Below are 25,601 nucleotides of genomic sequence, written 5' to 3'. Positions count from 1 at the left end.
TCACTCTCCGCTGCGCGCCGCGCCGGCGCCGACGCGCATAAAGTGCGCCACGTCGGCCTCTACCGCTTCCATGGACTTCAGCGCCTCCAGCGTATCCTGCGCCTCCTGCTCGTCCAGCACGCTCATGGCAAAGCCGACGTGCACCAGCACCCACTGACCCAGCAGATCGCGGGTGTCGCCTTCGCACACCAGCGCGATGTTGACGTCACGCTTCACGCCGCAGACGTCGACCTGCGCCAGCTGGTGGATATCGTCGCCGACGGCGACCACTTTTCCCGGAATTCCCAGACACATTATTGATTTTCTCCCAGCGTGGTTTCCAGCCAGGCCAGCCAGGCGTCCATTCCCTCTCCGCTGGTGGCGGAGAGCTGGATCACCTGGATCTGCGGGTTGATGCGTCGCGCGTTGGCAATGCAGGCGTCGACGTCGAACTGCAGGTAGGGCAGCAGATCGATCTTATTGATGATCATCAGGCTGGAGGCTGCAAACATATGTGGATATTTCAGCGGCTTGTCTTCACCTTCGGTGACAGACAGCACCGCGACTTTATGGCGTTCACCCAGATCGAAGCTGGCCGGGCAGACCAGATTGCCGACGTTTTCAATGAACAGTAGGCTGTGGTCCGGCAGCGCCAGGCGGTGCATGGCGTCATGTACCATCTGAGCATCCAGGTGGCAGCCTTTGCCGGTGTTGACCTGAATCGCGCTGACGCCGGTGGCGCGAATGCGTTCGGCGTCGTTGGTGGTCTGCTGATCGCCTTCGATCACCGCGCACGGGAAGCGGCTGGCGATGCGTTTCAGGGTTTCGGTCAGCAGGGTGGTTTTACCGGAGCCAGGGCTGGAGACCAGATTCAGCGCGGCAATATGCTGGCGAGTGAAGTGTTCGCGGTTATGCTCGGCCAGCGCGTTGTTTTTGCTCAGTACGTCCTGCTCGATCTGCACCATGCGGCGTTGGCTGATGCCCGGCGCGTGGGCGCCCGCCTCGCCGTGGCCATAGTCCAGATCGTCGTGATGCTGGTGGGGCGCGAACGCCGTCTCGTCGGCATGGCGATGGGCATGGCTATGCTCATGCTCGTGTTCGTGCGCATGGTCATGATGGTGGTCATGGTCATGGTCATGGCTATGGTCATGACTGTGGGTATGCGCAGGGTGGCTATCATGGCTATGGGCATGCTGCTGTGCCTGTTCAGGCGTAGCGAAGACATAGTGATAGTGGTGGTGCACATCGCCATTATGGTGGTAGTGATGATGCACATTCACGACGCGCGCGGCGTCCTGGCTCTCATGGTGATGGCCATGATGGTGGTGACCGTGGTGATGCGCATGACCGTCGCTGTCGTGACGGTGAGCGTGAGGGTGTTCGTCGCCTTCAATATGCAGTTCGCCGGCTGCACAGCCGCAGGTGGTACACATATAGGGGATCTCCTGAGCGTTAGGGTTACTCAATCTCAATCTGTTTGATTTGCATGCTGTCACCGCCGTCGACGCGCAGATTGTGGCTCTGGCAGTGCGGGCAGCCCGCGTCGTGGCTGGTTACCGTGATCGGGCGGCTGCAGTTCCAGCACCAGGCCTGGGCCGGAACGGTGTTGATTCGCAGCGCGCAGCCCTCGGCCAGGGTGCCGCGACAGACGATGTCAAAACAGAAGGTTAATGCGCTCTCTTCAATGCAGGAGAGGGCGCCAATGTCCAGCCAGACCGATGTGACACGCTTGGCGCCGCTGTCGCGCGCCTGGCGTTCAATGATGTCAAATGCGCTCTGGCAAAGGGATAATTCATGCATGGTCATTCTTCTTTCGTTGTGCCGGGCTTATCCTCGGGGAAAGCGGACGGCTGAACCTTGATTACCGTCATCAGTTCACCGATTCCTCGGCGCTGCATGACGCCTGCGCGGGATCTATCGCCTCTTTTAGGCAGTGAGCGGCGATGATGGCCTGACCGAGAGCCAACGCGCCGTCTCCGGCGGGCAGGCGCAGGGGCAGCAGCAGACGGTAGTCCGCCAGCCGCGCCAGCAACAGCTGACGCAGCAGTCGATTGTGCAGCACCCCGCCGGACAATACCAGCGTTTGGCACCCTTCGCGTTCGGCGTGGTAGCGCAGCAGCGCCGCGAGACCGTCGGCCAGCGCCCGGTGAAAGGCCAGCGCGCGCAGGGGCACCGGTGCCCGCCAGCCGAGCCAGTCGCGCCAGAAATCGCCCATGGCCAGCTCACCCTGCGCGTCAAGGCTCAGGGTGACCGGCGTCTCCTGGGGCCAAGCCTGCCAGGCCTGCGCCTCTAAACGGCAGGCCGCCTCGCCCTCAAAGCTTATCTGCTCGTGGCAGAGATCCAGCGCCGCCGCCGCCGCGTCAAACAGGCGTCCGCAGGAGGAGGCGCGCGGGCAGTTCAGGTCGCGATCGATGGCCCGGGCCAGCAGCGGCCAGTTTTTTGCCTGTATCCGCTGGGTTTCCGGGTAACGCTGCCAGTCGGGGACAAAGCGCAGCAGCTGGGCCAGCAGGTTACGCCAGGGCTGACGGGCGGCCAGATCGCCGCCGGGCAGCGCCACCGCCGGCAGCCCGCCCAGGCGGGTGTACCCCCGGTAGTCGACCCGCAGGCACTCGCCGCCCCAGAATTCACCCGACTCACCGTAGCCGATGCCGTCCAGCGCCAGGCCGATCAGCGGGGTCTCCTGCGGCGTAATCCCGTGTTCAGCCATGCAGGCCGCCAGGTGTGCATGGTGATGCTGCACCGCGATCAGCGGCAGCGCGCGCGCGTCGGCCTGCTGCTGCGCGAGCCTGTGGCTGTGGTAGCCGGGGTGGCGATCGCAGGCGATAGCGCGCGGGCTGAACTGGTACGTTTGCAGCAGTAGCTGCCAGGTCTGCAGGAACTGCTGCTGAATGCGCGCCTCGCCCAGATCGCCCAGATGCTGGCTGAGCAGGGCGCGTCCGCGCTGCAGCAGGCAGAAGGTATTTTTCAGGTCGCCGCCGACGGCGGCGACGTCTGGGAGCGTGCTAAAGGAGTCGGGCAGCGCAAGGGTATCCGGCACATAGCCGCGGGCCCGGCGCAGCATCTCACTCCCCGCCGGCGCGTAGCGCACCAGCGAGTCGTCGGCGCGCTGGACGATATCGCGGTTGTGCAGCAGCCACAGATCGGCGATGTCCACCAGATCCGTCAGCGCCTGGGCGTTATCCAGCGCCGGCGGTTGGCCGTTGGCGTTACCGGAGGTCATCACCAGCGGTCGCCCGATCCGCGCCATCAGCAGGTGGTGCAGCGGCGTGCTGGGTAGCATGACGCCGACTTCATCCAGGCCGGGTGCCACCCGCGGCGGTACGGCGCTGGACGCGGGGATCAGGACGATGGGCGCCGCCGGACTGCTCAGCAGGGCCTGCAGCCCGTCGTCCGGCGCGGTGCGGCAGTAGCGCGCCAGCCAGCTCAGGTCGGGCAGCATCAGCGCCAGCGGTTTTCCCGGGCGCCGTTTGCGTTCGCGCAGGCGGGCGATGGCGGCGTCGTTTTCGGCGTCACAGGCCAGATGAAATCCCCCCAGCCCTTTGACGGCGACGATATGTCCGGCATCCAGGGCCTGGGTGACGGCCTGCCAGGCCGCCTCGCCTTCGCGCCGGTCGACGCCGTTGGCGCCGCAGGTCCACATCGTCGGGCCGCAGAGGGCGCAGGCGGTCGGCTGGGCATGAAAGCGTCGGTCGGCGGGATCGCGGTACTCGCGGGCGCAGGCCGGGCACAGCGGAAAGTCGGCCATGGCGGTAAAGGGGCGATCGTAGGGCATACGGCGGATGATGGTAAAACGCGGGCCGCAGTGGGTACAGTTGATAAACGGGTAGCCGTAGCGGCGGTTGGCCGGATCGCGCATCTCAGCCAGGCACCGTGGGCAGGTGGCGGCGTCGGGCACGATCTGGGTATCCATGGCACCCTGGCGGCTGTCGACGATCCGGAAACCGTCCGCGGGCGTCTCTGCCCAGGGGTGGCGTTCGATGGTATCGATATGCGCCAGCGGCGGGCAGTCTGCGTGCAGTCGCTGGATCAGCGTGTCCAGATCCGCCGGCAGGCGAACCACCAGCCAGACGCCGCCGGCGTCGTTGCTGACCTCGCCATGTAGCCCCAGCGCCTGGGCTATCTGCCAGACATAGGGGCGAAAGCCGACGCCCTGAACCTTTCCTTTTATCCGTAATGCGATGGCGTTGTGTTCCAAAAAAATAACTCCGTGCCAGCGCGCTGCGGGGCTGGCGTTGATACCTGGGTTGTCCGGGGATAGCGGCGCTGCGCTGGTTGACCGGGAATAAGACTAGCGGCAGCGGCGCCAGGCCGCATTGATATCAGGCAGCCTACACGCAAATCGCAGCGCGTTAAATAAAGCGAACGGTGAATAAATTGTCGCAAATGGGCCGGGGGCCGTGCAACGCGGCATGTCATATCTGAGCGTTGGCTCTCGCTTTGCCGCGGTGCGCCGGTTGCGGGGGAGACCCCCGCGAGAACGGTGGGGAGGGGCGTATGCCCGGTTACAGCAGATCGCCCAGGTTATCGAAGGCGGCGCGCTGGCGTCGCTCCTGGATCAGCGCCTGCATGGCGTTGCGATCGATAAGCTTCAGGGCCTTGGTCGGGCAGGCTTCCACGCAGGCCGGGCCGTTGGCGCGGTGATTGCACAGATCGCACTTGTTGGCCTCCGCCTTGCTGCTGCTGATACAGCCGCTGCTGCCGTAGCGCTGCGTCACCGTGGTGGTGACGACCTCCATGGTGCCGTAAGGACAGGCGACCACGCAGGTCTTGCAGCCGATGCATTTTTCCTGGTCAACGCAGATGAAGTCCTGCTGGCGGCTGATGGCACCATTGGGGCAGACATTGGCACAGGGGGCGTCTTCACACTGGCGGCACAGGATCGCCGTGCTGATGTTGTCTCCCTTAATGACGTGAATGCGCGGGGTGAAGTTATCGCGGCTGAGGTTATGCAGCTCGCTCTCCTCCCGGTGGGCCATGACGCAGGCGATTTCGCAGGTACGGCAGCCGATGCATGTTTTGGGGTCCGCAATGACAAACCGATTCATTCAATTACTCCCGATATCGTTATAGTGTCGCGCCGGGGAACACCGGCGGAGTCGCTGCTGCTGACCCCGCCGGACGGTTATCAAAAGTGATACGCGGCGTGTTAGTTTGATAATCCGCCGCGCACCCCGTTGATAAGGCGTTCAAAGGCGCGTTATTGTTTTGAGAGCCGCAGCCCGTTACCCCTCTGCGCTTTCGCGCAGATGCCGCTTGATACTGTCATACTCACGTTCCACGTAGGCTTCCGCCGCCGGCTGATCGGCGATGGCCTCCAGGGTGACCGCGCAGTATTTGTATTCCGGCGTCTTGGTAATGGGGCTCAGGTTCTCCGCGACCAGCTCGTTACAGGCGCCGATCCACCACTGGTAGGTCATATAGACCGCCCCGCGGTTGGCGCGCTCGCTGACGGCCGCCCGGCTGATGACCTTGCCCTGGCGCGAGCGGATCCACACCAGATCCTGATCGCGGATGCCAAAGGTCTTGGCGTCCTCGGTGTTGATCTGAATATAGCCCGGCTCGTCGGCCAGCGCGGCCAGCGCCTTGCAGTTACCGGTCATGGAGCGACAGGAGTAATGGCCCACTTCGCGTACCGTCGCCAGCACCAGCGGATAGTCGTCGCTGACGCGATCGATCGGCGGACGCCATTCGCAGGTAAAGAACTGGCCTTTGCCATTGGGAGTGTCGAACTTGCCGCCCTGGTACAGGTACTGGGTGCCGGGGCTTTCCAGCGTCGGGCACGGCCACTGGATATAGGCCAGATCCGCCATCTTCTCGTAGGTGGCGCCGTAGTAGATCGGGCACAGCTCGCGCAGCTCGTCCCAAATCTCCTGGGTATCGCTGTAGCGCATCGGGTAGCCCATCGCCGTTGACATCAGGCCGATGATCTCCCAGTCGCGCTTCACGTCGCCCACCGGCTCCACCGCTTTATAGAAGCGTTGGAAACCGCGATCCGCGGAGGTGTACACCCCTTCGTGTTCGCCCCAGCTGGTGGCCGGGAAGATCACGTCGGCGATGGCCGCGGTCTTGGTCATGAAGATGTCCTGCACGATCAGCAGATCGAGCTGTTCGAAGGTGCGGCGAATCGTGGCGAGATCCGGCTCGGTTTGCAGCGGATCTTCGCCCATCACGTAGTGCGCCTTGATCAGGCCGTGATCGATATTGTGCGGCACCTCGCTCAGGGCGTAGCCAATCTTGTCGTTCAGCTTTTCAACGCCCCAGGCCTTGGCAAACTTCTCCAGTACGCCCGGCTGATTCACGTACTGATAGCCGGGGAGGGTGTTGGGCAGCGCGCCCATATCGCAGGCGCCCTGTACGTTGTTTTGCCCGCGAACCGGGCCGACGCCGACGTGGGGCTTGCCCAGGTTGCCGGTCAACAGCGCGATGCTGGTCAGGGTACGTACGGTCTCCACCCCCTGATAGAACTGGGTGACCCCCATGCCCCACAGGATGGTGGCGCTGGGCGCCTTGGCATACATCCGCGCCGTTTCGCGGATCATCTGCGCGCTGATGCCGGTGGTCTCTTCAACCGATTCCGGGGTGTAGGCGGCGACCAGATCGCGGAAGGTGTCAAACTCCTCGGTATGCCGTTCGATAAACGCGCGATCGTGCAGGTTTTCAGCGATGATCACCTGCGCCATCGCGTTGAGGAACGCAATGTTAGAGCCGTTTTTCAACGGAACGTGGATGTCGGCAATGCGTGCGGTTTCAATGCGACGCGGATCGCAGACAATGATTTTTGCCCCTTTCGCCTTCGCATGGAGGATGCGACGGGCGACGATGGGGTGAGAGTCCGCGGCGTTGTAGCCGAAGACAAAAATGCAGTCAGTATCTTCAAGTTCGACGATAGAGTTGCTCATGGCGCCGTTACCGACCGATCGCTGCAGACCTGCAACCGAAGGGCCGTGTCAGACGCGTGCGCAGCAGTCGATATTGTTAGTACCGATAGCCGCGCGGGCGAACTTTTGCATCACGTAGTTGGCTTCGTTGCCGGGACCGCGCGATGAGCCGGTGGTCATAATGGCATCCGGGCCGTACTTCTCTTTGACCGCCAGCAGACGGGAGCTGGCGAAGGCGATCGCCTCGTCCCAGGAAACCGCTTCCAGTTTGCCGCCGCGCTCGCGGCGGATCATCGGTGACTTCAGGCGCGGGGTCAGGATTTTGGTATCGTGGATAAAATCCCAGCCGTAGTACCCTTTCAGGCACAACTCGCCCTGGTTCGTCACGCCATTCGCCCCTTCGGCACGAATAATTCTGCCGTTATCCACCACCAGGTTGATTTTGCAACCCGAGGCGCAATAAGGGCAGACCGTGATGACTTTCTTCATCAACATTGCTCCTATTTTTATGACCACCGGACGTTGCGTACCCGTCCGGCGTAACTATCTACAGAGAGCCTTGGCGCATCGGTGTGCGTCCCGCCTGTCATGTACGGGCGGCGGCACAGAGGCCGTCCGCCGCGCTCTCCCGATTATATATGCATGATGCGTGCCAGGTTTTCCCATCAAGCCAGGTGGCCTAATTGCCTGAACTATAAAGGCTGGCGTAGGAATCCCGTGATGATCCGCATCAAAGTGCCGACGGACTCGACAAAACTGTCGCACAATTTTGGCACCCGGCTCGGCGCCGCGCGTCAGATCTCGCCTGAGGGCACCGTCAGACGTGCGATGCCGCCGTCGTCTCCCCAGCGGTGCAGGCGCTGATACAGCGTCTCGACCGCCTCTTTGACCGGCTGCATCATCGGCGCGTAAAAAGCCACGATGGCCGGCTGGATCCCGATAAAGGTGATATCGTCCACGTCCTCGCGCAGCTGGGCTATCAGGTAGCTCAACGGCAGGTTATGGGTGGTGACGATAAACAGCTCGGCGATGTCGCGCTCGTCGATAATGCGGATTTCGCCCGGCTCCAGCCCCATTTCCGTCGCATCGACGATCAGCAGCTTCTGCGGGCGCAGTTCGCGCACGGTGTGGGCGTAGCTTTCCGGGCTGCTGCCGCCGTCGATGACCTGCCAGCCGGGGATAGGGTGTCCGCACAGCTTCTCCGCCAGCAGCGGGCCGGCGCCGTCGTCGCCCATCATGCTGTTGCCTACGCACAGGATTAGATTGTCAGCCATTGTGTCGTTTCACCATCAGATAGATTGTCGGTTCATTCTCGATCAGCTGCAGCGCGTCGATCAGGCTGCGGCTCCACGCCTGCTGCGGGGGCGTCATCGCCGGCAGCGCCCGATCCAGCGCGCAGGCCAGCGTGTGAATATGGCTGATATCGATGCCGATCTCGCCAAAGCGCAGCACGCCTTCCAGCTTGCGCCGCGCCTCGCCGGCTTCCAGCTGCGCTATCCACGCCCGGTAGTCGCTCAGGGGCAGGGAGAGGTAGGGCTTCAGGCAGTCGATCACCCCCAGGTGGTGACCGATGGCCAGGCTGTAGTAGATAACCTCTCGCGCCGCCGGCGGCGTTGCCGCGTCATCTTCAGCCTGCTGTACAAACTTGGCGTTGAGGATGTGAAACACCACCGTCGGGTCGGGAAAGTAGGCGGACGCGCGTTCGGTCATCGGCGATCTCCCTGGGGGGCCGCATCGCTGCACACCTGCATCAGCCGTCCCATGACCTCGCTCAGGCGCGGATCGTTTTCCGCCGCCAGGAAGCGGTCGAGGCGTTGCTCCAGGGTATCGGCGTCGCGGCTGGCCAGCAGGGCCATAAACTTGTCGGCCAGCTGGCGGCCATAGCGGTAGCCGGACATGCGCCGAGCCTCGCGATCGATCAGCACCCGCAGGGTCTGCGGGATATCCGGGTGCAGGATGGCCGCCTGTTCATCGTCCTGCTGGCTGTGGTGCTGCGCCTTGAGCTTTTGATCCAGCAGGCCGAGGGCGACGGCAAAGCCATACAGGGTCGCCGCCGGCGTCGGCGGACAGCCGGGAATATAGACATCCACCGGGACGATTTTGTCGGTGCCGCCCCAAACGCAGTACAGATCGTGAAAGATGCCGCCGCTGCAGCCGCAGGCGCCGTAGGAGATCACGATTTTGGGATCGGGGGCCGACTGGTAGGCGCGGATCGCCGGAATGCGCATGGCGCGGGTCACCGCGCCGGTGAACAGCAGAATATCGGCGTGGCGCGGCGAGGCGACCACCTTGATGCCGAAGCGCTCCGCGTCGAACAGCGGGGAGATGGCGGCGAAAATTTCAATTTCGCAGCCGTTGCAGCCGCCGCAGTCAACGCGATAGACATAGGCCGAGCGGCGGATGTCCTTCAGCAGGGTCTGCTTCAGGCGGGCGGCCTGTGCATCCAGCGTGATGGGCACCGGCTGGCCGTTGGCGTCGCGCGGACCGATTAATGCGCCCGCCGGCGGGGTAGTGATGATCTGGCTCATTGTGACGCCTCCGGCATCAGGTGACGGCCCAGCGCAATGCGCGCCGTCGGGATCATGTTGTGTTGACGCTTGCACGCCGGGCAGGTTTCAAACTGGGCCCGGCGCGCCTCGGCCTGGTCGGCCGTCAGGTGACCGGCCTGGACCAGCAGGGCCATGGCGTAGTCGATCTCTTTCTGCGCGGCGTAAGGCGCGCCGCACTCGACGCAGCGGCAGACGCGGAACTCGGCGCGCTGCTGCAGATCCTCTTTGCGCCACACCGCCAGCTCAAACTCCGGCGACAGCACGATGGCGGCGGTGGGGCACACCTCTTCACAGCGGGCACAGAAGATGCAGCGCCCCAGATTGAGCGCCCAGGTCCGTACGCCGCTGGCGGCGTCGGTCTGCATGGTCAGGGCGTTGGCCGGGCAGGCGGCGGTGCAGGCGCCGCAGGCGATGCACTGCTGGGCATCATACTGCGGCTTGCCACGGAAGTTGGCGTCGACATCCAGCGGACGCGCCGGATAGGCGACGGTAGCATGGCGATGACGCAGGGCAGTTTTTAACAGTTTCAGCATAGTCTCTCGTCTCCGGCGATCACTTCAGCGGTGAGTCCTTGCGCTCCAGACCGTAGCGCTCAATCTCTTTGTAAGGCACGCTCACTGACCTGCGGCGGTTGACGTCCACCAGGGTGACGCGGTCGGTACAGGAGTAGCAGGGGTCGAGACTGCCGATGATCAGCGGCGCATCGGATACGGTGTTGCCGCGCAGCATGTAGCGCAGGGTCGGCCAGTTGGCGTAGGTCGCCGCGCGGCAGCGCCAGCGGTACAGCTTCTGGTTGTCGCCGGTCATCGACCAGTGGATATCGTCGCCGCGCGGCGCCTCGGTAAAGCCCAGGGCAAAGCGCTGCGGAACATAGGTAAAGCCTTCGACCGCCAGCGGGCCGCCCGGCAGGTTATCCAGCCCGAATTCGATCATGTTGAGGGCGGTAAACACCTCGTTAATGCGCACCTTGACGCGCGAGATGACGTCGCAGCCCTGCTCGCTGTGGACCTGCATCGGCAGCAGATCATAGCCGGCGAACGGATGGTCGGCGCGAGTGTCGCGCGCGTGGCCGCTGGCGCGAACCATCGGGCCGACGTTGCTGAAGTCGCGGGCGATCTGCGGGTCGAGGCGGCCGATACCGACGGTGCGCTGTTCGATATTGGGGGTGCTGAACAGGATATCGACCAGGGTTTTGACCTCGGCGCGCATCTCTGCGGCCAGACGGCGGGTGGCGATCATGTCCTCTTTGAGCATGTCACGACGGATACCGCCGATCAGGTTCAGGCCGTAGGTTTTGCGCGAGCCGGTGAGGATCTCCGCCATCTTCATCGATTTTTCACGTACCCGGAAGAACTGCATGAAACCCGAATCGAAGCCGACGAAGTGGCAGGAGAGCCCCAGATTGAGCAGGTGGCTGTGCAGACGCTCGACCTCCAGCAGGATGGAGCGGATAGCCTGGGCGCGCTGCGGCACCTGGATGCCCAGCGCGTTTTCGACCGAGCTGGTGTAGGCGGTGCTGTGGGCAAAGCCGCAGATACCGCAGACGCGGTCGGAGAGGAAGGTGACCTCGTTGTAGCCCATGCGGGTCTCCGCCAGCTTTTCCATGCCGCGGTGGACATAGAACAGGCGATAGTCGGCGTCGACGATGTCCTCGCCGTCCACGAACAGGCGGAAGTGACCTGGCTCGTCAGAGGTGATGTGCAGCGGGCCGATGGGAACGATTTTACCGCTGCTGCTGTCGTTGACGAAGGGGTAGGTCTCGCGATCGGTGGTCGGCGCCGGGCGCTGACGATAGTCCATCGCATCCTTGCGCAGCGGGTAGAGATCGTCCGGCCAATCGTCCGGCAGCACCAGGCGACGCTCGTCCGGCAGGCCGACGGCGATCAGTCCATACATGTCGCGGACTTCGCGCTCGCCCCACACGGCGGCGGGCACCCGCGGCGTGACCGACGGGTATTCGCGGGTCGCGGCGTCGACCAGCGCCTTGACGGTTATCCAGCACTTGGTCCCGCGCTCCATCGACAGAACGTAGTAGACCGCGTAGCTGCCGCACAGCGGGCGCTCATCGTTGCCGAACAGGACGGACAGCCAGCCGCCCTGCTGATAGTACAGGTATTCGACCACCTCCGGCAGCATGTCGGTCTTCACCGTGAGGGTGGCCTGGGTATCGGTCTGCCAGCTCTCCTCGATAATGGCGTGGGGGAACTGTTGACGCAGCGCCGCAATGTAGTGTTGTCCGGTGTGTTGTGTCATTTTACTTTGCGGCCTCATGGGTTGTGCCAAAAAAGGGAAAACGGGTCGTCGTGGCGATAGATGTCATGGTTCGCCTCACGCGATCAGCCAGGAGAAGAACGCCAACAGCGCCAGGCCAAAGCCGGCCCAGGTGGTGTAGCCGGTCTTCAGGAAACGCAGGCGCGCCATGCTGTTTTCCAGCAGGGAGACGACGACGATGCCGATCAGCAGCTTGACCAGCGCGATGACCAGCGCCAGCAGCAGGGCGCCGCCGCTCAGGGTGGCGCTCTGCCCCCAGGGGATGAACACCGCGATAAACAGCTGCAGCACCACCAACTGCTTGAGACTGATGCCCAGCTTGAGGATGCCCAGCGCGCAGCCGGCGTACTCTGTCAGCGGCCCCTCCTGCAGCTCCTGTTCGGCCTCGGCCAGATCGAACGGCAGCTTGCCCATTTCAATGAAGGTAGCGAAGGCGCAGGCCAGCAGCGCCAGGCCCAGCGCCAGCGAGGCGTGCTGATGCCAGTCATGCACATAGCCCCCCATCAGCCCCAGGTTGCTGGAGCCGGCCAGCAGCGCGGTCACCCACAGCCCCAGCATCAGGATCGGCTCGACCAGAATGCCCAGCAGGGATTCACGGCTGGCGCCGATGGCGCTGAACGGGCTGCCGGTGTCCAGCCCCGCCAAGATGAAGAAGAAGCGGGCGACGGCGAACAGGTAGACCAGGGTTATGACGTCACCCAGTCCCGGCAGCGGCGTGCTGCGGGTGACCAGCGGCAGGGCGCTGGCGATGGTCAGCATGGTGCCGACCATGACGTAGGGCATCATCTGGAACAGCGCGCCGCTGCACTGCGGGGCGATGTTCTGGCGCCGCAGCAGCTTGGCGATATCGCGGTACTCCTGCAGGAGACCGGGGCCTTGTCGGCAGTGCATGCGCGCCCGCAGCACGCGCGTGATACCGCTGGCCAGCGGCGCCAGCGCCAGCAGGATCAGCGCCTGGCCCAGGGCCAGGGCGAAAATGGAAAGTGAACTCATCATCACATCATCTCCTCAGGAGAACACGGCAACCAGCAGCAGCGCCAGTTCGCACAGCGCCAGTACCGGGTAGACACGCAGGGCGCCCTCGCTCAGCAGTCCGCCGCACAGCGGCGCCGGATTGCAGACCCGACGCAGGGCAAACAGCGGGGAGAACAGGACGCGCAGCGGCTGGGCAAAGCCGCCGGCGGTAACCACCATGCCCGCCTCATGGCCGTAGCCGCAGGTCCAGGCATCGCCGTGGCGGCGCGCCGGCAGGCGGCTGCCGCGGTATAGGGCGCTCAGCAGCAGCGGCAGCAGCGGGAAGGCCAGCAGCAGCAGGGTCATCAGCGGCGGCGACAGCAGGGTCAGGTTACCGCTGCCCGGTGACATGATGGCGCCCATCGTCAGCGCATCGCTGCCGATGGCCAGCTGCAGCACCTGAGCGCTGAGGCGCAGCAGGGCGGGAACCACCCAGGGGGCGCCGACCCCAAACAGGACGCAGCACAGGCTGAGCAGCAGGGTCGGTAGCAGCATATTCCACGGCGTCGCGCCCGGATTGGCCGCCGCCTCGCTGCGCGGGGCCCCCAGGAAGGTCATGCCGAAGATTTTGGCTACGCACATCACCGCCAGCGCGCCGGCGATCGCCAGTGCCACCATCGCCAGCGGTGCCAGCAGGCGCAGGGCGCCGGCGCCGCGCTGGCTCAGGCTGAACAGGGACTGGTAGGTGTACCATTCACTGACAAACCCGCTCAGCGGCGGCAGGGCCGCCATGGCCATCAGCGCCAGCAGCATCATCAGCCCCAGCAGCGGCATGCGCCGCAGTAGGCCCCCCATCTTATCGATGTCGTGCAGACCGGTGGCGTGAGTCAGGGCGCCGGTGCCGAAGAACAGTCCGCCCTTAAACAGCGTGTGGTTGATCAGATGGAACAGCCCGGCCAGCAGCCCCATCACCGCCAGCAGCGGACTGCCCAGCGCGACGCCGATGACGCAGGCCGACAGCCCGAGCAGGATGATGCCGCTGTTTTCCACGGTGTGATAGGCCAGCAGGCGGCGCAGATCGTGCTCCGCCAGGGCATACAGCCCGCCGATAAAGGCGGTGAGGGCGCCGCAGCACAGCAGCAGCAGCCCCCACCACAGCGGCGGGACGCCGAGCCAATCGATGCTGAGCTTCAGCAGGCCGAACAGGCCTATCTTGAGCATGACGCTGGCAAACAGCGTAGCCGCCGGCGCCGGGGCGTGGGCGTGCAGCTCCGGGATCCAGCCGTGCAGCGGCACCAGGCCAGTGACGATGCCAAAGCCGAGCAGGCCGAGCAGCAGGACGATGCTCTGCTGTGCGTGGCTCAGGCTGGCCAGATGGAACTCGCTCAGCAGCAGCGTGCCGCTGGCGCGCCACAGCAGCCAGAAGCAGAGCAGCAGCGCCAGCGAGCCCAGGCGGGACATCAGCCAGTACAGTCCGGCGGCGCGGCGCGCCTTGGCGCTGCCGCCCTGGCAGACCAGCAGCGCGGCGCTCAGGCTCATCAGCTCCAGCATCACCATAAAGGTCGGCGCATCGTTCGATACCACCAGCAGGCTGATGGCGGCGCTCAGCAGGTTCATCAGACAGCCGCTGCGCGCGGCTTTACCGGTGTCGTGCCGGGAGACGCTAAAGGCCGACAGCGCGCACAGTAGGCTGATAAGCGAGGTGAGCAGCAGCATCAGGTTATTCAGCGGGCTGAACAGTACCGGCAGGCGGTTGAACAGCAGGATCGCCGGAGGAAACTGCGGCGCCTGCAGTAACAGGGCGGCGGCGGCGGCGCTGCCGCAGAGGCCGGCCAGTAGCCCGCCGGCGGCGGCGATGCGGGCGCCCAGTCGGCCGATGCCGCTGAACGCCAGCGCGATGACGGCGCTGCACAGATACAGCGCCAGCATCAGATTAAACAGCTGCAGAATACTCATAGGGCGTCATTTCCCCCGGATATACGAGCGAGAGCCAGCAGGTCGGCGCGCTGGGCATCGAGTACGTTCAGGCGTTTGGCGGCGCTGGCGTCCTCTAGGCGGCGCGCATCCACCAGTACGATGGCATGGGTTGGGCAGGCGCGGACGCAGGCCGGTCCGGCGTCGCTAAACTGACACAGGTCGCACTTCACCGCGATGCTGCGGATGCCGGGGTACCAGTCCAGGAACGGGCCGACGATGAGGGGAGCCGGGGGCGCAGGCGGCGCCAGCGGCGTATTGCTGTTGGCGGGAATATGCAGCGGTTTGCTGCCGCCCAGCGTGATGGCGCCGAAGGGGCAGGCGATACCGCACAGTTTGCAGCCGACGCACAGGCTTTCATTGAGCTGAATCGCGCCGTCCTGGCGAGTAATGGCATTGACCGGGCAGACCAGGGCGCAGGGGGCATCTTCGCAGTGATGACACATCTGCGGCGCCGACTCGTGGCTGGTCTTGACCAGCGTCAGGCGCGGCTGTGCCTGCAGGCCCTGCGCCTCATGCTCCTGCGAGCAGGCGGCCATGCAGGTATTGCACCCGATGCACAGTCGGGGATCCGCAATCACAAAGCGGTTCATGTTATGTCCTCAAAGACAGACTATAAAAAAGATCCGCCCCGGATAAGCATAAATCGTGCCAAGAGAATTGTTGCTGTGCTTATTGTTTTAAATCAATGGATTGTAATATGACGATGCTGTCGACATCGCTCGATAAGGTGACGATGTCGACAGCGTATGCGGCATGTCGACACTTATGACGATGCGTTACTGCGCCGCGGGGGCGTCAGCGACCGACTCACGCAGACGCATTTCGCCGCAAAAGGGCGGCAGGGCGTCGACAGGGTCGCCGCGGCTCAGGCGCAGGGCCTGCTGGATCGCGGCGGCGATCATGGCATCGATGGGCAGGTAGACCGTGGAGAGCGCCGGCATCAGGTAGGCGGCGATGGGCTGGTCGTCAAAGCCGAACAGGGAGACATCCTGCGGGACGCGCAGCCCGGCCTGGCGCAGGGCGCGCAGGGCGCCGATGGCCATATCATCGTTGCAGCAGAACAGGGCGCTGAACGGCGCGTCGCGGTTCTCCAGCAGCCGCAGGCAGGCTTGGTATCCGCCCTCTACGCTGTTATCGCCGTGGGCGACGCGCTGGGCGGGTGCGCAGAGGCCATGGGCCTGCAACGCGTCGCGGTAGCCCTGCAGGCGGGCCTGTCCGGTCGGGGTGTCGATGGTCAGGGTGATACAGGCGATGCGACGATGGCCGCGGCCGATCAGATACTCCACCGCCTGGCGCGCCGCCGCGCGCTGTTCAAAGAAGATACAGCGCTGCGCCGCCTGCGGCAGCGCTCGGTTGATCACCACCAGAGAGGGGTACTGAGAGACCAGCTTCATCAGATCGGCCTCGGCCATAAAGCGGGTATACAGAACGATGGCGTCGCAGCGCCGATCGCTGAGCATCTGCACCGCTTGGCGCTCGCCGTCGGGCGTATCGTGGCCGTCGGTCACGATCAGCTGCTTGCCGCTGGCTTCGACCTGCGCGGCGGCCTGGCGCAGCAGGCGGCCAAAGTAGGGGCCGTCAAAGTGGGAGATCACCAGTCCCAGGGTGTTGGAGGTCTGGTTGGCCAGCGCCTGGGCCAGCAGGTTGGGGCGATAGCCCAGCTCCTCCATCGCGCGGAATACGGCGCTGCGGGTGCTTTGCTTGACCTGTCCGGTGGCGTTGAGCACGCGGGATACCGTCGCTTTGGATACGCCTGCGCGGCGTGCGACGTCCAGCATGGTGATCATAGTTCCTTCTCTCCCTTGGCTGACGGCGATGACGTGCAGCAGTGTATCACAGCGTCCGCAGGGGAGAGACGGAATGGCGACATACCAGCGTGGGGCTGAACATGTTGGTGGTTTCCGGCGGCGTTTTCCCCGCGGCCAGCGCCAGCGCCAGCTCCGCCGCCTGGGTCGCCATGGCCACCACCGGATAGCGGATGGTGGTCAGCCGCGGGCGCAGGTAGCGTGAGATCAGCACGTCGTCAAAGCCGATCAGGGAGACCGCACCCGGCACCTCAATGCCGTTGTCGTTCAGCACCGATAGCGCGCCGGCGGCCATGGGATCGTTATAGCAGGTGACGGCGCTGAACTTACGCCCGTGTCCCAGCAGTTCGGTCATCGCCTGCTCGCCGCCGAGCTCATCGGGCGAGGCATGGACGATCAGCCGTTCATCGATCGGCAGATCGTGCTGGCGCATAGCCTCCAGGTACCCCTGCAGGCGGTCGTGGGCGTCGGAGATGGCATGGTTGGAGCAGATACAGGCGATGCGGCGATGTCCCTGCTGGATCAGATGACGGGTCGCCAGCCAGCCGCCGTAGCGGTCGTCCAGCGCCACGCAGCGCTGCTCATAGCCGGGTAGCGTTCGGTTGATCAGCACCATGCCGGGGATCTGCTGCATCAGCGCCGCCAGCTCATCGTCGGGAATGGTCTTGGCGTGGACCACCAGCGCCGCGCAGCGGTGGCGGATCAGCTGTTCGATGGCCTGCCGCTCCTTGTGCTGCTCATGGTATCCGTTGCCGATCAGCAGAAAGTTGCCGGTGGCGTAGGCTACCTGCTCGACCGCCTTGACCATGGCGCCAAAGAACGGGTCGGAGACGTCGCAGACTACCAGCCCCAGGGTCTCCGTCGACTGCTGAGCCAGCGCCCGCGCATTGGCGTTGGGGTGATAGCGCAGCTGCGCCATGGCGGCGTGCACCGCCGCGCGCGAGCCTTCGCTGGCCTTGGGGGAGTTATTGATAACCCGGGAGACGGTGGCTACCGATACGCCGGCAAGCCTGGCAACATCTTTGATCGTAGCCATGTTCTTGAGTGTCCAACTGCAAACCGTAAACGTTTACACCAGTGTTGCGGAAAAGCGCCGCGCCTGCAAGCCGAGGATGGGCGTTTGAGCCTCTAATATGTGCGAAAAACAACAAAGTACACCGCTGGTTACATTTCGCAGTCGAATGTTGCCATTCGGGACTTCATGTATCGCAGGGATGCCCCGTATGCTGAATGTCCCAGAGGTATTGATTGGTGAGAGTTCAGTTTTCAGTTGCTGAAGCCAACAAAATTACACCGACCTACGCGGATGCGTAGGTTTTTTTTGCCTCATTTTCCCCTCGATTACACTCTGTTTCACTTTGAACCGTTAGCTTGCGAATTATTCGTGGCGGCGTCGGCCGTTATTTTCCTACACTGATTGTCCCAGAGGTATTGATGGGTGACGTTCTGGTTTTCCCGCCGGAAAGCCGACCAACGCTTACACCGACCTACGCAGATGCGTAGGTTTTTTTTTGCCCGTCGCGCCCGCCCGTGCTCGGGCGCAGATATTCCCGCCTGTGCAGTTTGCGGCGCTTCTGGCATGGGGTAGTATGCTAGCCGCGCTATTCTGCCGCACATAGGGAGATGTCCATGCTGTACCGATTCATCGGCGCGCTGCTGAAAACGCTGTTCCGTCTTCGTCTGACCGGCTTCGATCAGCGTTTCGATCACCCGAAGCTGCTGATCGTTCCCAACCACGTCTCCTTCTTGGATGGCGTTCTGCTGACGCTGTATCTGCCGGTTAGGCCGGTGTTTGCCGTCTACAGTTCGATAGCAGACAGCTGGCTGATGCGCCTGGTCGGGCGCTTTGTCGATATCGTCGCCCTGGATCCGCGCAAGCCGATGGCGATCAAACGGTTGATCCGCTTGGTAGAGCAGGGCAGGCCGGTGGTGATCTTCCCCGAGGGACGTATCACCGTGACCGGCTCGCTGATGAAGGTCTATGACGGCGCGGCGTTTGTGGCGGCCCGCTCCGGCGCAGCCCTGCTGCCGGTGCGCATCGAGGGCGCTGAGTTCAGCCACTTTGGTCGTCTGAAGGGGCTGTTTCGTCTGCGCCTGCTACCGCCGCTCTCCCTTCATCTACTGCCGGTGACGCATCTGGCGATGCCGCAGGCCGCGCGGGCGCGCGAGCGGCGCCTGCTGGCCGGTGAACGCCTGCACGCCATTATGATGCGCGCGCGTCTGGAGGCGCAGCCGATGACCACGCTGTTTGCCGCCTATTTGGCGGCGATGCGGCGCTATGGGGCGAGCAGCCGGGCGATCGATGACATTAACCTGCGTGAGGACAGCTACCGCGGGCTGCTGAAAAAGAGCCTCGCCGTCAGCCGGATCCTGCAGCGCTTTACCCGCGAGGATGAGCACGTCGGTATGCTGCTGCCCAACGCCACCGTCACGGCGGCGACGATCCTCGGCGCGACGCTGCGCAATCGGGTGCCGGCGATGCTGAACTACACCGCCGGCGCCGCCGGGCTGCGCAACGCCCTGCTGGCCGCCGGGATCGAGACCGTGGTCACCTCGCGACAGTTTTTGCAGAAGGCGCGCCTGGAGCAGCTGCCGCAGCAGGTGGACGGCGCACGCTGGATCTACCTGGAGGATCTGCGGGATACGCTAGGGTGGCGGGATAAGCTCTGGGTGCTGCGGTACCTGCTGCGACCCGAGGGCGCGATGCTGCCGCGCCAGCCCGACGATGCGGCGCTGATCCTGTTTACCTCCGGTTCAGAGGGCGCGCCTAAAGGGGTGGTACACTCTCACCGCAGCCTGTTGGCCAACGTGGAGCAGATCCGCTGCGTAGCGGACTTTACCCCGCGCGATCGCTTTATGTCGGCGCTGCCGCTGTTTCATGCCTTCGGGCTGACGGTGGGGCTGCTGACGCCGCTGCTGTGCGGCAGCCGGGTCTTTCTGTACCCCAGCCCGCTGCACTACCGTATGGTGCCGGAGATGGTGTATGACCGAAACTGCACCGTGCTGTTCGCGACCTCGACGTTCCTGGGGCACTACGCGCGCTTCGCTCATCCCTATGACTTTGCCCGTTTGCGCTATGTGGTTGCCGGCGCAGAGAAGCTGGCGCCGGAGACGGCGCGGCTGTGGTTTGAGAAGTTTGGCATCCGTATTCTTGAGGGATACGGGGTGACTGAATGTGCGCCGGTGGTGGCGATCAATGTGCCGATGGCGACGCGCATCGGCAGCGTCGGCTGCATTCTGCCGGGAATGGAGGCGCGGCTGATCCCGGTGGCGGGGATCTCGCAGGGTGGCTGTCTGCAGCTGCGTGGCCCCAATATTATGAAAGGCTACCTGCGGGTCGAGGCGCCGGGGGTTCTGCTGCCGCCGCAGGCGGCGAACGCGCAGGGTGAGATGGAGGCGGGCTGGTACGATACCGGCGATATTGTGACGCTGGATGCACAGGGCTACTGCACGATTGTCGGACGCCTTAAACGGTTTGCCAAACTGGCTGGCGAAATGGTGTCGCTGGAGCGGGTTGAACAGCTGGCGCGCGCGGCGTCGCCGCAGGGCGAACATGCCGCCAGCGCGCGAAGCGATCGGCTCAAGGGGGAGGCACTGGTGCTGTTTACCACCGATGCCGAACTGGGGCGGGAGCAGTTGCTGGCGGCGGCCCGCGTCAGCGGTGCCCCAGAGCTGGCGGTGGCGCGGGATATTCGCTACCTGAAGGTCCTGCCGCTGTTGGGCAGCGGCAAGGTGGATTTTGTAACGCTACGCCGTATGGCGGAGTCTGAGGATAGCGTGAATGGATGAGACACAGCGCGCCTCCGTCGGTGAGCGCGGACGGGGAATGCGAGCGGTTGTTGTGGCGCAGTTTTTCTCTGCGTTTGGCGACAATGCCCTGCTGTTTGTGACGCTGGCGCTGCTGAAGGGGCTGCATTTCCCGCAGTGGAGTCAGCCGGCGCTGCAGATGGCCTTTGTTGCGGCCTATATCGTGTTTGCCCCCTTTGTCGGACACCTGGCCGACGGCTTTGCCAAAGGGCGGGTGATGATGGGGGCCAACGCCCTCAAGCTGCTGGGGGCGCTGCTGATCTGTCTCGGGGTGAATCCCTTTGTCGGCTATACCCTGGTCGGGATTGGCGCGGCGGCCTACTCTCCGGCCAAGTATGGGATCCTGGGCGAGCTGACGGACGGCGGTCGCCTGGTGAAGGCCAACGGCGTCCTGGAGGCGTCGACGATCGCGGCGATCCTGTCCGGATCGGTCGCCGGCGGCATGCTGGCCGACTGGCACGTCAGCGCGGCGCTGGCTATCTGTGCGCTGATCTATGCCGCGGCGCTGATCGCCAACCTGTATATTCCACGCCTCGCGCCGGCGCGCCGGGTTGAGGCGTGGCGACCGGGCGCGATGCTGGCGGAGTTTAGCGCGGCCTGCCGTACCCTGTGGCGTCATCCGCAGGCCCGCTTTTCGCTGGTGGGAACCAGCCTCTTCTGGGGCGCCGGGGTGACCCTGCGCTTTCTGCTGGTGCTGTGGGTGCCGACGGTGCTCGGCGTGGCGGATAACACCACCCCGACGCTGCTGAACGCCATGGTGGCCATCGGCATCGTGATCGGGGCGGCGGCGGCGGGGCGGCTGGTCACCCTGAGCACGGCGCAGCGCTGCATGCCCGCGGGGATCCTGATAGGCCTGCTGGTGCTGCTGTTCTCCCTGCAGCACAGCCTGGCGCTCTCCTACCCGCTGCTGCTGCTGGTCGGGGTGTGCGGCGGCTTTTTCGTGGTTCCGCTCAACGCGCTGCTGCAGCAGCGCGGGCGCGAAAGCGTAGGCGCCGGCCACGCGATCGCGGTGCAGAATCTGGGGGAGAATGGCGCCATGCTGCTGATGCTGGCGTGCTATTCCGCCGCGATTCGCTGCGGGGTGCCGGTGGTGGCGGCCGGCGCGGGCTTTGGCCTGCTGTTTGCCCTGGCGATCGTCGCGGTTTGGCGCTGGGGGCGGCGCTGAGGCGCCGCCTGTCATTCAGCCTTCACCGGAGTGTCACCTAACCGACATTATCTCTCCTTATACTTCGTGCCAATTCATTCATTAATTGATCGATTTTCCTCTTGGACACGGAGTCTTATCATGGCGAGCCATACCCCTTTCTCCCTTTCTTTACTGATGCTTTCTCTTAGCCTGGCCCTGCCGCTGCAGGCCGCGCCCGCTGCGCCGAGCGCAGAGCAGGTGCTGACCGAACGCGCCGCGCGCGGCGATATTACCCAGCGGGGCGGCGCTCGCCGTCTGCTCGGCGATCAGACCGCGGCGCTGCAGGCGTCGCTGAGCGCCCGTCCGGCCAAGAACGTGATCCTGCTGATCGGCGATGGCATGGGGGATGCGGAGATCACCGCCGCCCGTAACTATGCGGCCGGCGCGGGCGGAATGCTGCGCGGTATCGATGCCCTGCCGCTGACCGGGCAGTACACGCACTATTCGCTGGATCGCCAAACCCATCGACCGAACTATGTCACCGACTCGGCGGCCTCGGCGACCGCCTGGAGCAGCGGGGTAAAGACCTATAACGGCGCCTTGGGCATCGATGTGACGGGCAAGTCCCACCCGACGCTGCTGGAGCTGGCGCGCGCGGCGGGCAAGTCGACCGGAAACGTCTCGACTGCGGAGCTGCAGGACGCCACGCCGGCGGCGATGTTCGCCCATGTCAGCGGACGCAAATGCTATGGTCCGCAGCAGACCCTGGCGACGTGCCCGGAGAACGCCCTGGATAACGGCGGCGCCGGATCGATCACCGAGCAGATGCTGAAGGCGCGCGCCGATGTGACGCTGGGCGGCGGGGCGAAGACCTTTGCGCAGACGGTGAGCGCGGGGGCATTTAAGGGGAAGACCCTGCTCCAGCAGGCGCAGGCGCAGGGCTATCACATCGTCAGCAATCTGGATGAGATGAACGCCGTCACGGAGGCCGACGATCGGCGTCCTTTGCTGGGCCTGTTCGCCGAGGGCAACATGCCGGTGCGCTGGCTGGGGCCCAAGGCCACGCGGCACGGCAACCAGCAGGCGCCGGTGACCTGTCAGCCGAACCCGCAGCGCAGCGACAGCCAGCCGAGCCTGGCGCAGATGACCGAGAAGGCCATCTCATTGCTGAGCAAGAATCCCAACGGCTTTTTCCTGCAGGTTGAGGGGGCATCGATCGATAAACAGGATCACGCTGCGAATCCGTGCGGTCAGTTTGGCGAGACGGTCGATCTGGATGAGGCGGTGCAGAAGGCGCTGGCGTTCGCCCGCCGCGATGGCAACACCCTGGTGGTGGTCACGGCCGACCACGCCCACACCAGCCAGATCGTGCCCAACGACGCCAAGGCGCCGGGGCTGACGCAGACGCTGATCACCCAGGATGGGGTACCGATGACCATCAGCTACGGCACCGCAGAAGAGGCGGATAGCCAGGAGCATACCGGCTCTCAGCTGCGCATCGCCGCCTACGGTCCCCACGGAGCCAACGTGGTCGGCCTGACGGATCAGACCGATCTGTTCTTTACCCTGCGCGACGCGCTGGGACTGAAAACCGCCCCCTAAGCCGTGACCGAGATCGTCGGCCCGGGAGCTATTGTCGCCCGGGCCGCTTTTTTTATCCCGGGTAACGCATAAAAGTATCAGTGAACTATTTATTATTCTTATGGTATGTTTTATGTGCATTTATTTACACATCTAATTAAATATGTTCATAAAACATCCTGTTTCGCCCGGTGCGGACGACGACGTCGATGCTGAGCTGGATGAACATCTACGCTTTTATCAGCTGTGCGGCGTCATGGCGGCGGCCAGCAGCGTCCTGCTGACGTTAATGATGGTGCTGATGTTCCCCGGTGATTTTAAAGAGCGCACCTATATGCTGGCCGGGGTCTATCTGGGGCCGGTGACTTTGCTGCTGCTGCTGGGGATGCTGCGTTTTCCGCGCATCTGCGCCTGGGCACTGCTGATTGGGTTTAATGCGCTGCTGCTGTATCTGTTTCTACGGGGAACCGCCTTTAATCTGGCGATCAGCTTCCTGTTTGTCCTGTTTTTCCTGTTTGGCGCCATCGCGACGACGCAGCGCCAACGCCAGGCGCGGGGCGCGGCGCGGCCGCTGTGGCTGGCGCGGCGTGGCTGGCGGCCGGTGCTGGTATTGATGCTGCTGGCGCTGCTGATAAGCAGCTTCAGCAGCGGCTTTGCCCTGCGCTGGCTGGATAAAAAGCGAGAGAATCCACTGCTGTGGATCGAGTATCGCCGCCAGATGCTGGGACGTTATCAGCACCTGACGGTTGCCGAAACGCCGAATGCCCCCGGGATTTGGCTGCGGCGGGTGCGCCTAGAGGGGCGTACGCTGGTGTTTGTCTACCGCGTGCGTCTGGAGGGAGAGGCGGCCAGCGAGGCATCTCTGCGCCGTCACGCCCTGAGCGACTTTCTTCAGCACTGCCACGAACGCGGCGTGCGTCAGTTCGGCATGAAGGTGATGTATGTCTACCGGGTGCATCAGGAGGAGCGCATTCTGGTGCTGAATCGCAGGGACTGCGTGGAGTGAGTCGTACGGACGGGGAATCGGTGGGATAAGCAGAGGGGCGTTTACGCCCCTCTGTCGTTGGTGTCGCGCGGCTTATTCGCCGTCGCTGGCCTTTTTGTTACGGACCAGATTGAGGCTTTCCACCGCCATGGAGAAGAACATGGCGAAGTAGATATAGCCTTTGGGGACGTGTACCGCAAAGCTTTCCAGGATCAGGGTGAAGCCCACCAGGATCAGGAAGGCCAGCGCCAGCATCTTGACCGACGGATGGCGGGCGACAAACTCGCCGATCGGCCGGGCGGCGAACATCATCACGCCCACGGCGATGATCACCGCCGCCATCATGATGAACAGGTGATCGGACAGGCCAATGGCGGTGATCACGGAGTCCAGGCTAAAGATGATATCCAGCATCATGATCTGCACGATGGCCCCCATAAACGAGTGCACGTGGGTAGCATGGTTATCGTTGCTGCCCTCGATGGTCTCGTGCACCTCTTTACTGGCCTTATAGATCAGGAATAGCCCGCCGAGCAGCAGGATCAGATCGCGGGCGGAGACCGCGTGGCCGAACAGGTTGAACAGCGGATGCACCAGGTGGGCTACCCAGGCGATCGAGGCCAGCAGGCACAGGCGCATCCCCATGGCGGCCAGCAGGCCGATGCGGCGCGCTTTGTTTTGCTGTTTCTTGGGCAGCTTCGCCACGACCAGGGAGAGGAAGATGATGTTATCGATGCCCAGAACGATTTCCAGAATCGTTAAGGTCCCCAGCGCCAGCCAGGCGTTAGGATCGGCAATCCACGCAAACATAGAGATAAATACCTAAACAAATCATAAACGGGAATTATACACCGAGAGTGTCCCGCTGCGCAGCGCTCGCGGGGCGTAAAACAACATTTACAGCAGAAAATGGCGGGCCAGCAGCGCCGCGGTGAAGTTCTTTTTCAGATAGAAGCCGCGCGGCAGGGTCATTATCGGTTCGCCGCGTTGGCCGATGCCTTCGGTCAGCGCCCGGCTGTTGGCCGCCTTGGGACGCAGCTGCAGCACCTCGCCGTGGCGGGCGGTGATCGACTCAACCCGCCCCAGCACGATCAGATCCATCAGCTCCTCCCAGTCCCGCCGCAGCGCCAGCTCCTCCTGCGCAGAGGGGGTCCACAGCAGCGGGGCGCCGACTCGGCGCTCGGCCAGCGGGATCTGACGCTCCCCCTCTACCGGGATCCACAGTACGCACTGCAGCTTGCGGCGCAGATGGCAGTGCTCCCAGGTTAACCCGGTATTTCCCGTCAGCGGAGCCACGCAGACAAAGGTGGTCTCCAGGGGCCGTCCCTGGGCATCGATAGGGATACTCTTCAGCTCGACGCCCAGCGCAGGAAAGTCCTGCTGCGCCTTACTGCCCGAGCAGGCGCCGAGGCAGCGCTCCAGCAGCAGACCGACCCAGCCCTTATCACGGCGCAGATCGCGCGGGATGGTCAGGCCGGCCAGCGCGGCCAGCTCGGCATAGGTGTATCCGGCCAGACGCAGGGCGCGCTGCAGCAGCGCCTGGCGATCCGCCGGCGGCGAGTGGGGAGGAAACGGTTCGTTCATCATCTGGTTAAAAAACGTACGCTCATTCAGGGCTTATCAACAGCGCGGGCGACAGCGGCGCAGGCTATAAATAATATTATGATTCATAATGAAATTTTTTATAAC

The 25,601-nt window shown here is 64.0% G+C and carries 22 protein-coding genes; 4 read left to right on the top strand and 18 right to left on the bottom strand.

The features are described from left to right. The 16 genes from hybG to galR form a co-directional block, all read right to left on the bottom strand. Positions 1–294: a hydrogenase maturation factor HybG gene (gene hybG / locus BRD58_RS15135; protein WP_012849729.1), complete on the bottom strand. Its 294-nt coding sequence runs from the start codon at positions 292–294 to the stop codon at positions 1–3. Further along, the gene (gene hypB / locus BRD58_RS15130; RefSeq protein WP_073383526.1) at positions 294–1,412 is read right to left on the bottom strand and encodes a hydrogenase nickel incorporation protein HypB; all 1,119 of its coding nucleotides are present in this window, start codon (positions 1,410–1,412) and stop codon (positions 294–296) included. Before hypB ends, hybG begins: the two co-directional genes overlap by 1 nt. Before the next feature lie 25 nt (positions 1,413–1,437). After that, a complete protein-coding gene (gene hypA, locus BRD58_RS15125; RefSeq protein WP_015462258.1) occupies positions 1,438–1,779 on the bottom strand; it encodes a hydrogenase maturation nickel metallochaperone HypA in 342 nt (113 codons plus the stop codon). Positions 1,780–1,849: 70 nt separating this feature from the next. Further along, positions 1,850–4,174 carry a carbamoyltransferase HypF gene (gene hypF, locus BRD58_RS15120; protein WP_069579287.1) on the bottom strand — a complete coding sequence of 775 codons (2,325 nt, stop codon included), beginning with the start codon at positions 4,172–4,174 and terminating at the stop codon, positions 1,850–1,852. Positions 4,175–4,481: 307 nt separating this feature from the next. After that, positions 4,482–5,024, bottom strand: a complete 543-nt coding sequence (gene hydN, locus BRD58_RS15115; RefSeq protein WP_015462257.1) for an electron transport protein HydN — start codon at positions 5,022–5,024, stop codon at positions 4,482–4,484. Between the two features lie 177 nt (positions 5,025–5,201). After that, complete coding sequence (gene fdhF / locus BRD58_RS15110; RefSeq protein ID WP_078057759.1) at positions 5,202–7,346, bottom strand: formate dehydrogenase subunit alpha; 2,145 nt, start codon at positions 7,344–7,346, stop codon at positions 5,202–5,204. A gap of 305 nt (positions 7,347–7,651) precedes the next feature. Next, positions 7,652–8,131 (bottom strand): hydrogenase maturation peptidase HycI, encoded by a 480-nt coding sequence (gene hycI, locus BRD58_RS15100; protein ID WP_015462255.1) that lies wholly within the window; start codon positions 8,129–8,131, stop codon positions 7,652–7,654. Continuing rightward, complete coding sequence (locus tag BRD58_RS15095) at positions 8,124–8,567, bottom strand: formate hydrogenlyase maturation HycH family protein (RefSeq protein ID WP_012849721.1); 444 nt, start codon at positions 8,565–8,567, stop codon at positions 8,124–8,126. Before BRD58_RS15095 ends, hycI begins: the two co-directional genes overlap by 8 nt. Then, positions 8,564–9,385 (bottom strand): NADH-quinone oxidoreductase subunit B family protein, encoded by an 822-nt coding sequence (locus tag BRD58_RS15090; protein ID WP_012849720.1) that lies wholly within the window; start codon positions 9,383–9,385, stop codon positions 8,564–8,566. The genes BRD58_RS15095 and BRD58_RS15090 overlap by 4 nt, the downstream gene beginning before the upstream one ends. Further along, positions 9,382–9,939, bottom strand: coding sequence for a formate hydrogenlyase complex iron-sulfur subunit (locus tag BRD58_RS15085; protein WP_034167937.1), 558 nt, complete (start codon positions 9,937–9,939; stop codon positions 9,382–9,384). The genes BRD58_RS15090 and BRD58_RS15085 overlap by 4 nt, the downstream gene beginning before the upstream one ends. A 19-nt stretch (positions 9,940–9,958) precedes the next feature. Continuing rightward, positions 9,959–11,659, bottom strand: coding sequence for a hydrogenase large subunit (locus tag BRD58_RS15080; protein WP_073383522.1), 1,701 nt, complete (start codon positions 11,657–11,659; stop codon positions 9,959–9,961). Positions 11,660–11,734: 75 nt separating this feature from the next. Continuing rightward, positions 11,735–12,673 (bottom strand): respiratory chain complex I subunit 1 family protein, encoded by a 939-nt coding sequence (locus BRD58_RS15075; protein ID WP_078057758.1) that lies wholly within the window; start codon positions 12,671–12,673, stop codon positions 11,735–11,737. A 12-nt stretch (positions 12,674–12,685) separates the two neighbouring features. Further along, positions 12,686–14,587, bottom strand: coding sequence for a proton-conducting transporter transmembrane domain-containing protein (locus BRD58_RS15070; RefSeq protein ID WP_034167938.1), 1,902 nt, complete (start codon positions 14,585–14,587; stop codon positions 12,686–12,688). Further along, the gene (locus BRD58_RS15065; RefSeq protein WP_073383517.1) at positions 14,584–15,198 is read right to left on the bottom strand and encodes a 4Fe-4S dicluster domain-containing protein; all 615 of its coding nucleotides are present in this window, start codon (positions 15,196–15,198) and stop codon (positions 14,584–14,586) included. Before BRD58_RS15065 ends, BRD58_RS15070 begins: the two co-directional genes overlap by 4 nt. Before the next feature lie 186 nt (positions 15,199–15,384). Beyond that, positions 15,385–16,395 (bottom strand): LacI family DNA-binding transcriptional regulator, encoded by a 1,011-nt coding sequence (locus tag BRD58_RS15060; protein ID WP_012849714.1) that lies wholly within the window; start codon positions 16,393–16,395, stop codon positions 15,385–15,387. Positions 16,396–16,441: 46 nt separating this feature from the next. Next, entirely contained in the window at positions 16,442–17,449 is a 1,008-nt protein-coding gene (gene galR, locus BRD58_RS15055) for an HTH-type transcriptional regulator GalR (RefSeq protein ID WP_012849713.1), read from the bottom strand. 593 nt (positions 17,450–18,042) lie between these two features. On the opposite strand from galR, the gene aas reads away from it, so the two are divergent. From aas to BRD58_RS15035, 4 genes are all read left to right on the top strand, one after another. Then, complete coding sequence (gene aas, locus BRD58_RS15050; protein ID WP_073383513.1) at positions 18,043–20,202, top strand: bifunctional acyl-ACP--phospholipid O-acyltransferase/long-chain-fatty-acid--ACP ligase; 2,160 nt, start codon at positions 18,043–18,045, stop codon at positions 20,200–20,202. Continuing rightward, the gene (lplT, locus tag BRD58_RS15045; protein ID WP_012849711.1) at positions 20,195–21,385 is read left to right on the top strand and encodes a lysophospholipid transporter LplT; all 1,191 of its coding nucleotides are present in this window, start codon (positions 20,195–20,197) and stop codon (positions 21,383–21,385) included. Before aas ends, lplT begins: the two co-directional genes overlap by 8 nt. Before the next feature lie 120 nt (positions 21,386–21,505). Next, complete coding sequence (phoA, locus tag BRD58_RS15040; RefSeq protein ID WP_073383509.1) at positions 21,506–22,948, top strand: alkaline phosphatase; 1,443 nt, start codon at positions 21,506–21,508, stop codon at positions 22,946–22,948. Between the two features lie 142 nt (positions 22,949–23,090). After that, positions 23,091–23,933 (top strand): polysaccharide biosynthesis protein, encoded by an 843-nt coding sequence (locus BRD58_RS15035; protein WP_073383504.1) that lies wholly within the window; start codon positions 23,091–23,093, stop codon positions 23,931–23,933. A gap of 72 nt (positions 23,934–24,005) precedes the next feature. On the opposite strand, the gene BRD58_RS15030 is transcribed toward BRD58_RS15035, so the two are convergent. Both BRD58_RS15030 and mutH read right to left on the bottom strand, forming a co-directional pair. Then, positions 24,006–24,722: a TerC family protein gene (locus BRD58_RS15030; RefSeq protein ID WP_012849708.1), complete on the bottom strand. Its 717-nt coding sequence runs from the start codon at positions 24,720–24,722 to the stop codon at positions 24,006–24,008. Positions 24,723–24,809: 87 nt separating this feature from the next. Continuing rightward, on the bottom strand, positions 24,810–25,496 hold the full coding sequence (mutH, locus tag BRD58_RS15025; RefSeq protein WP_015462249.1) for a DNA mismatch repair endonuclease MutH: 687 nt from the start codon (positions 25,494–25,496) through the stop codon (positions 24,810–24,812). Between the last annotated feature and the right edge of the window lie 105 nt (positions 25,497–25,601).

Source organism: Edwardsiella piscicida (assembly GCF_001896205.1).
GTDB lineage: Bacteria > Pseudomonadota > Gammaproteobacteria > Enterobacterales > Enterobacteriaceae > Edwardsiella > Edwardsiella piscicida.
The sequence above is the reverse complement of the archived record's forward strand: the minus strand, read 5'-3'. Positions and strand labels throughout refer to the sequence as shown.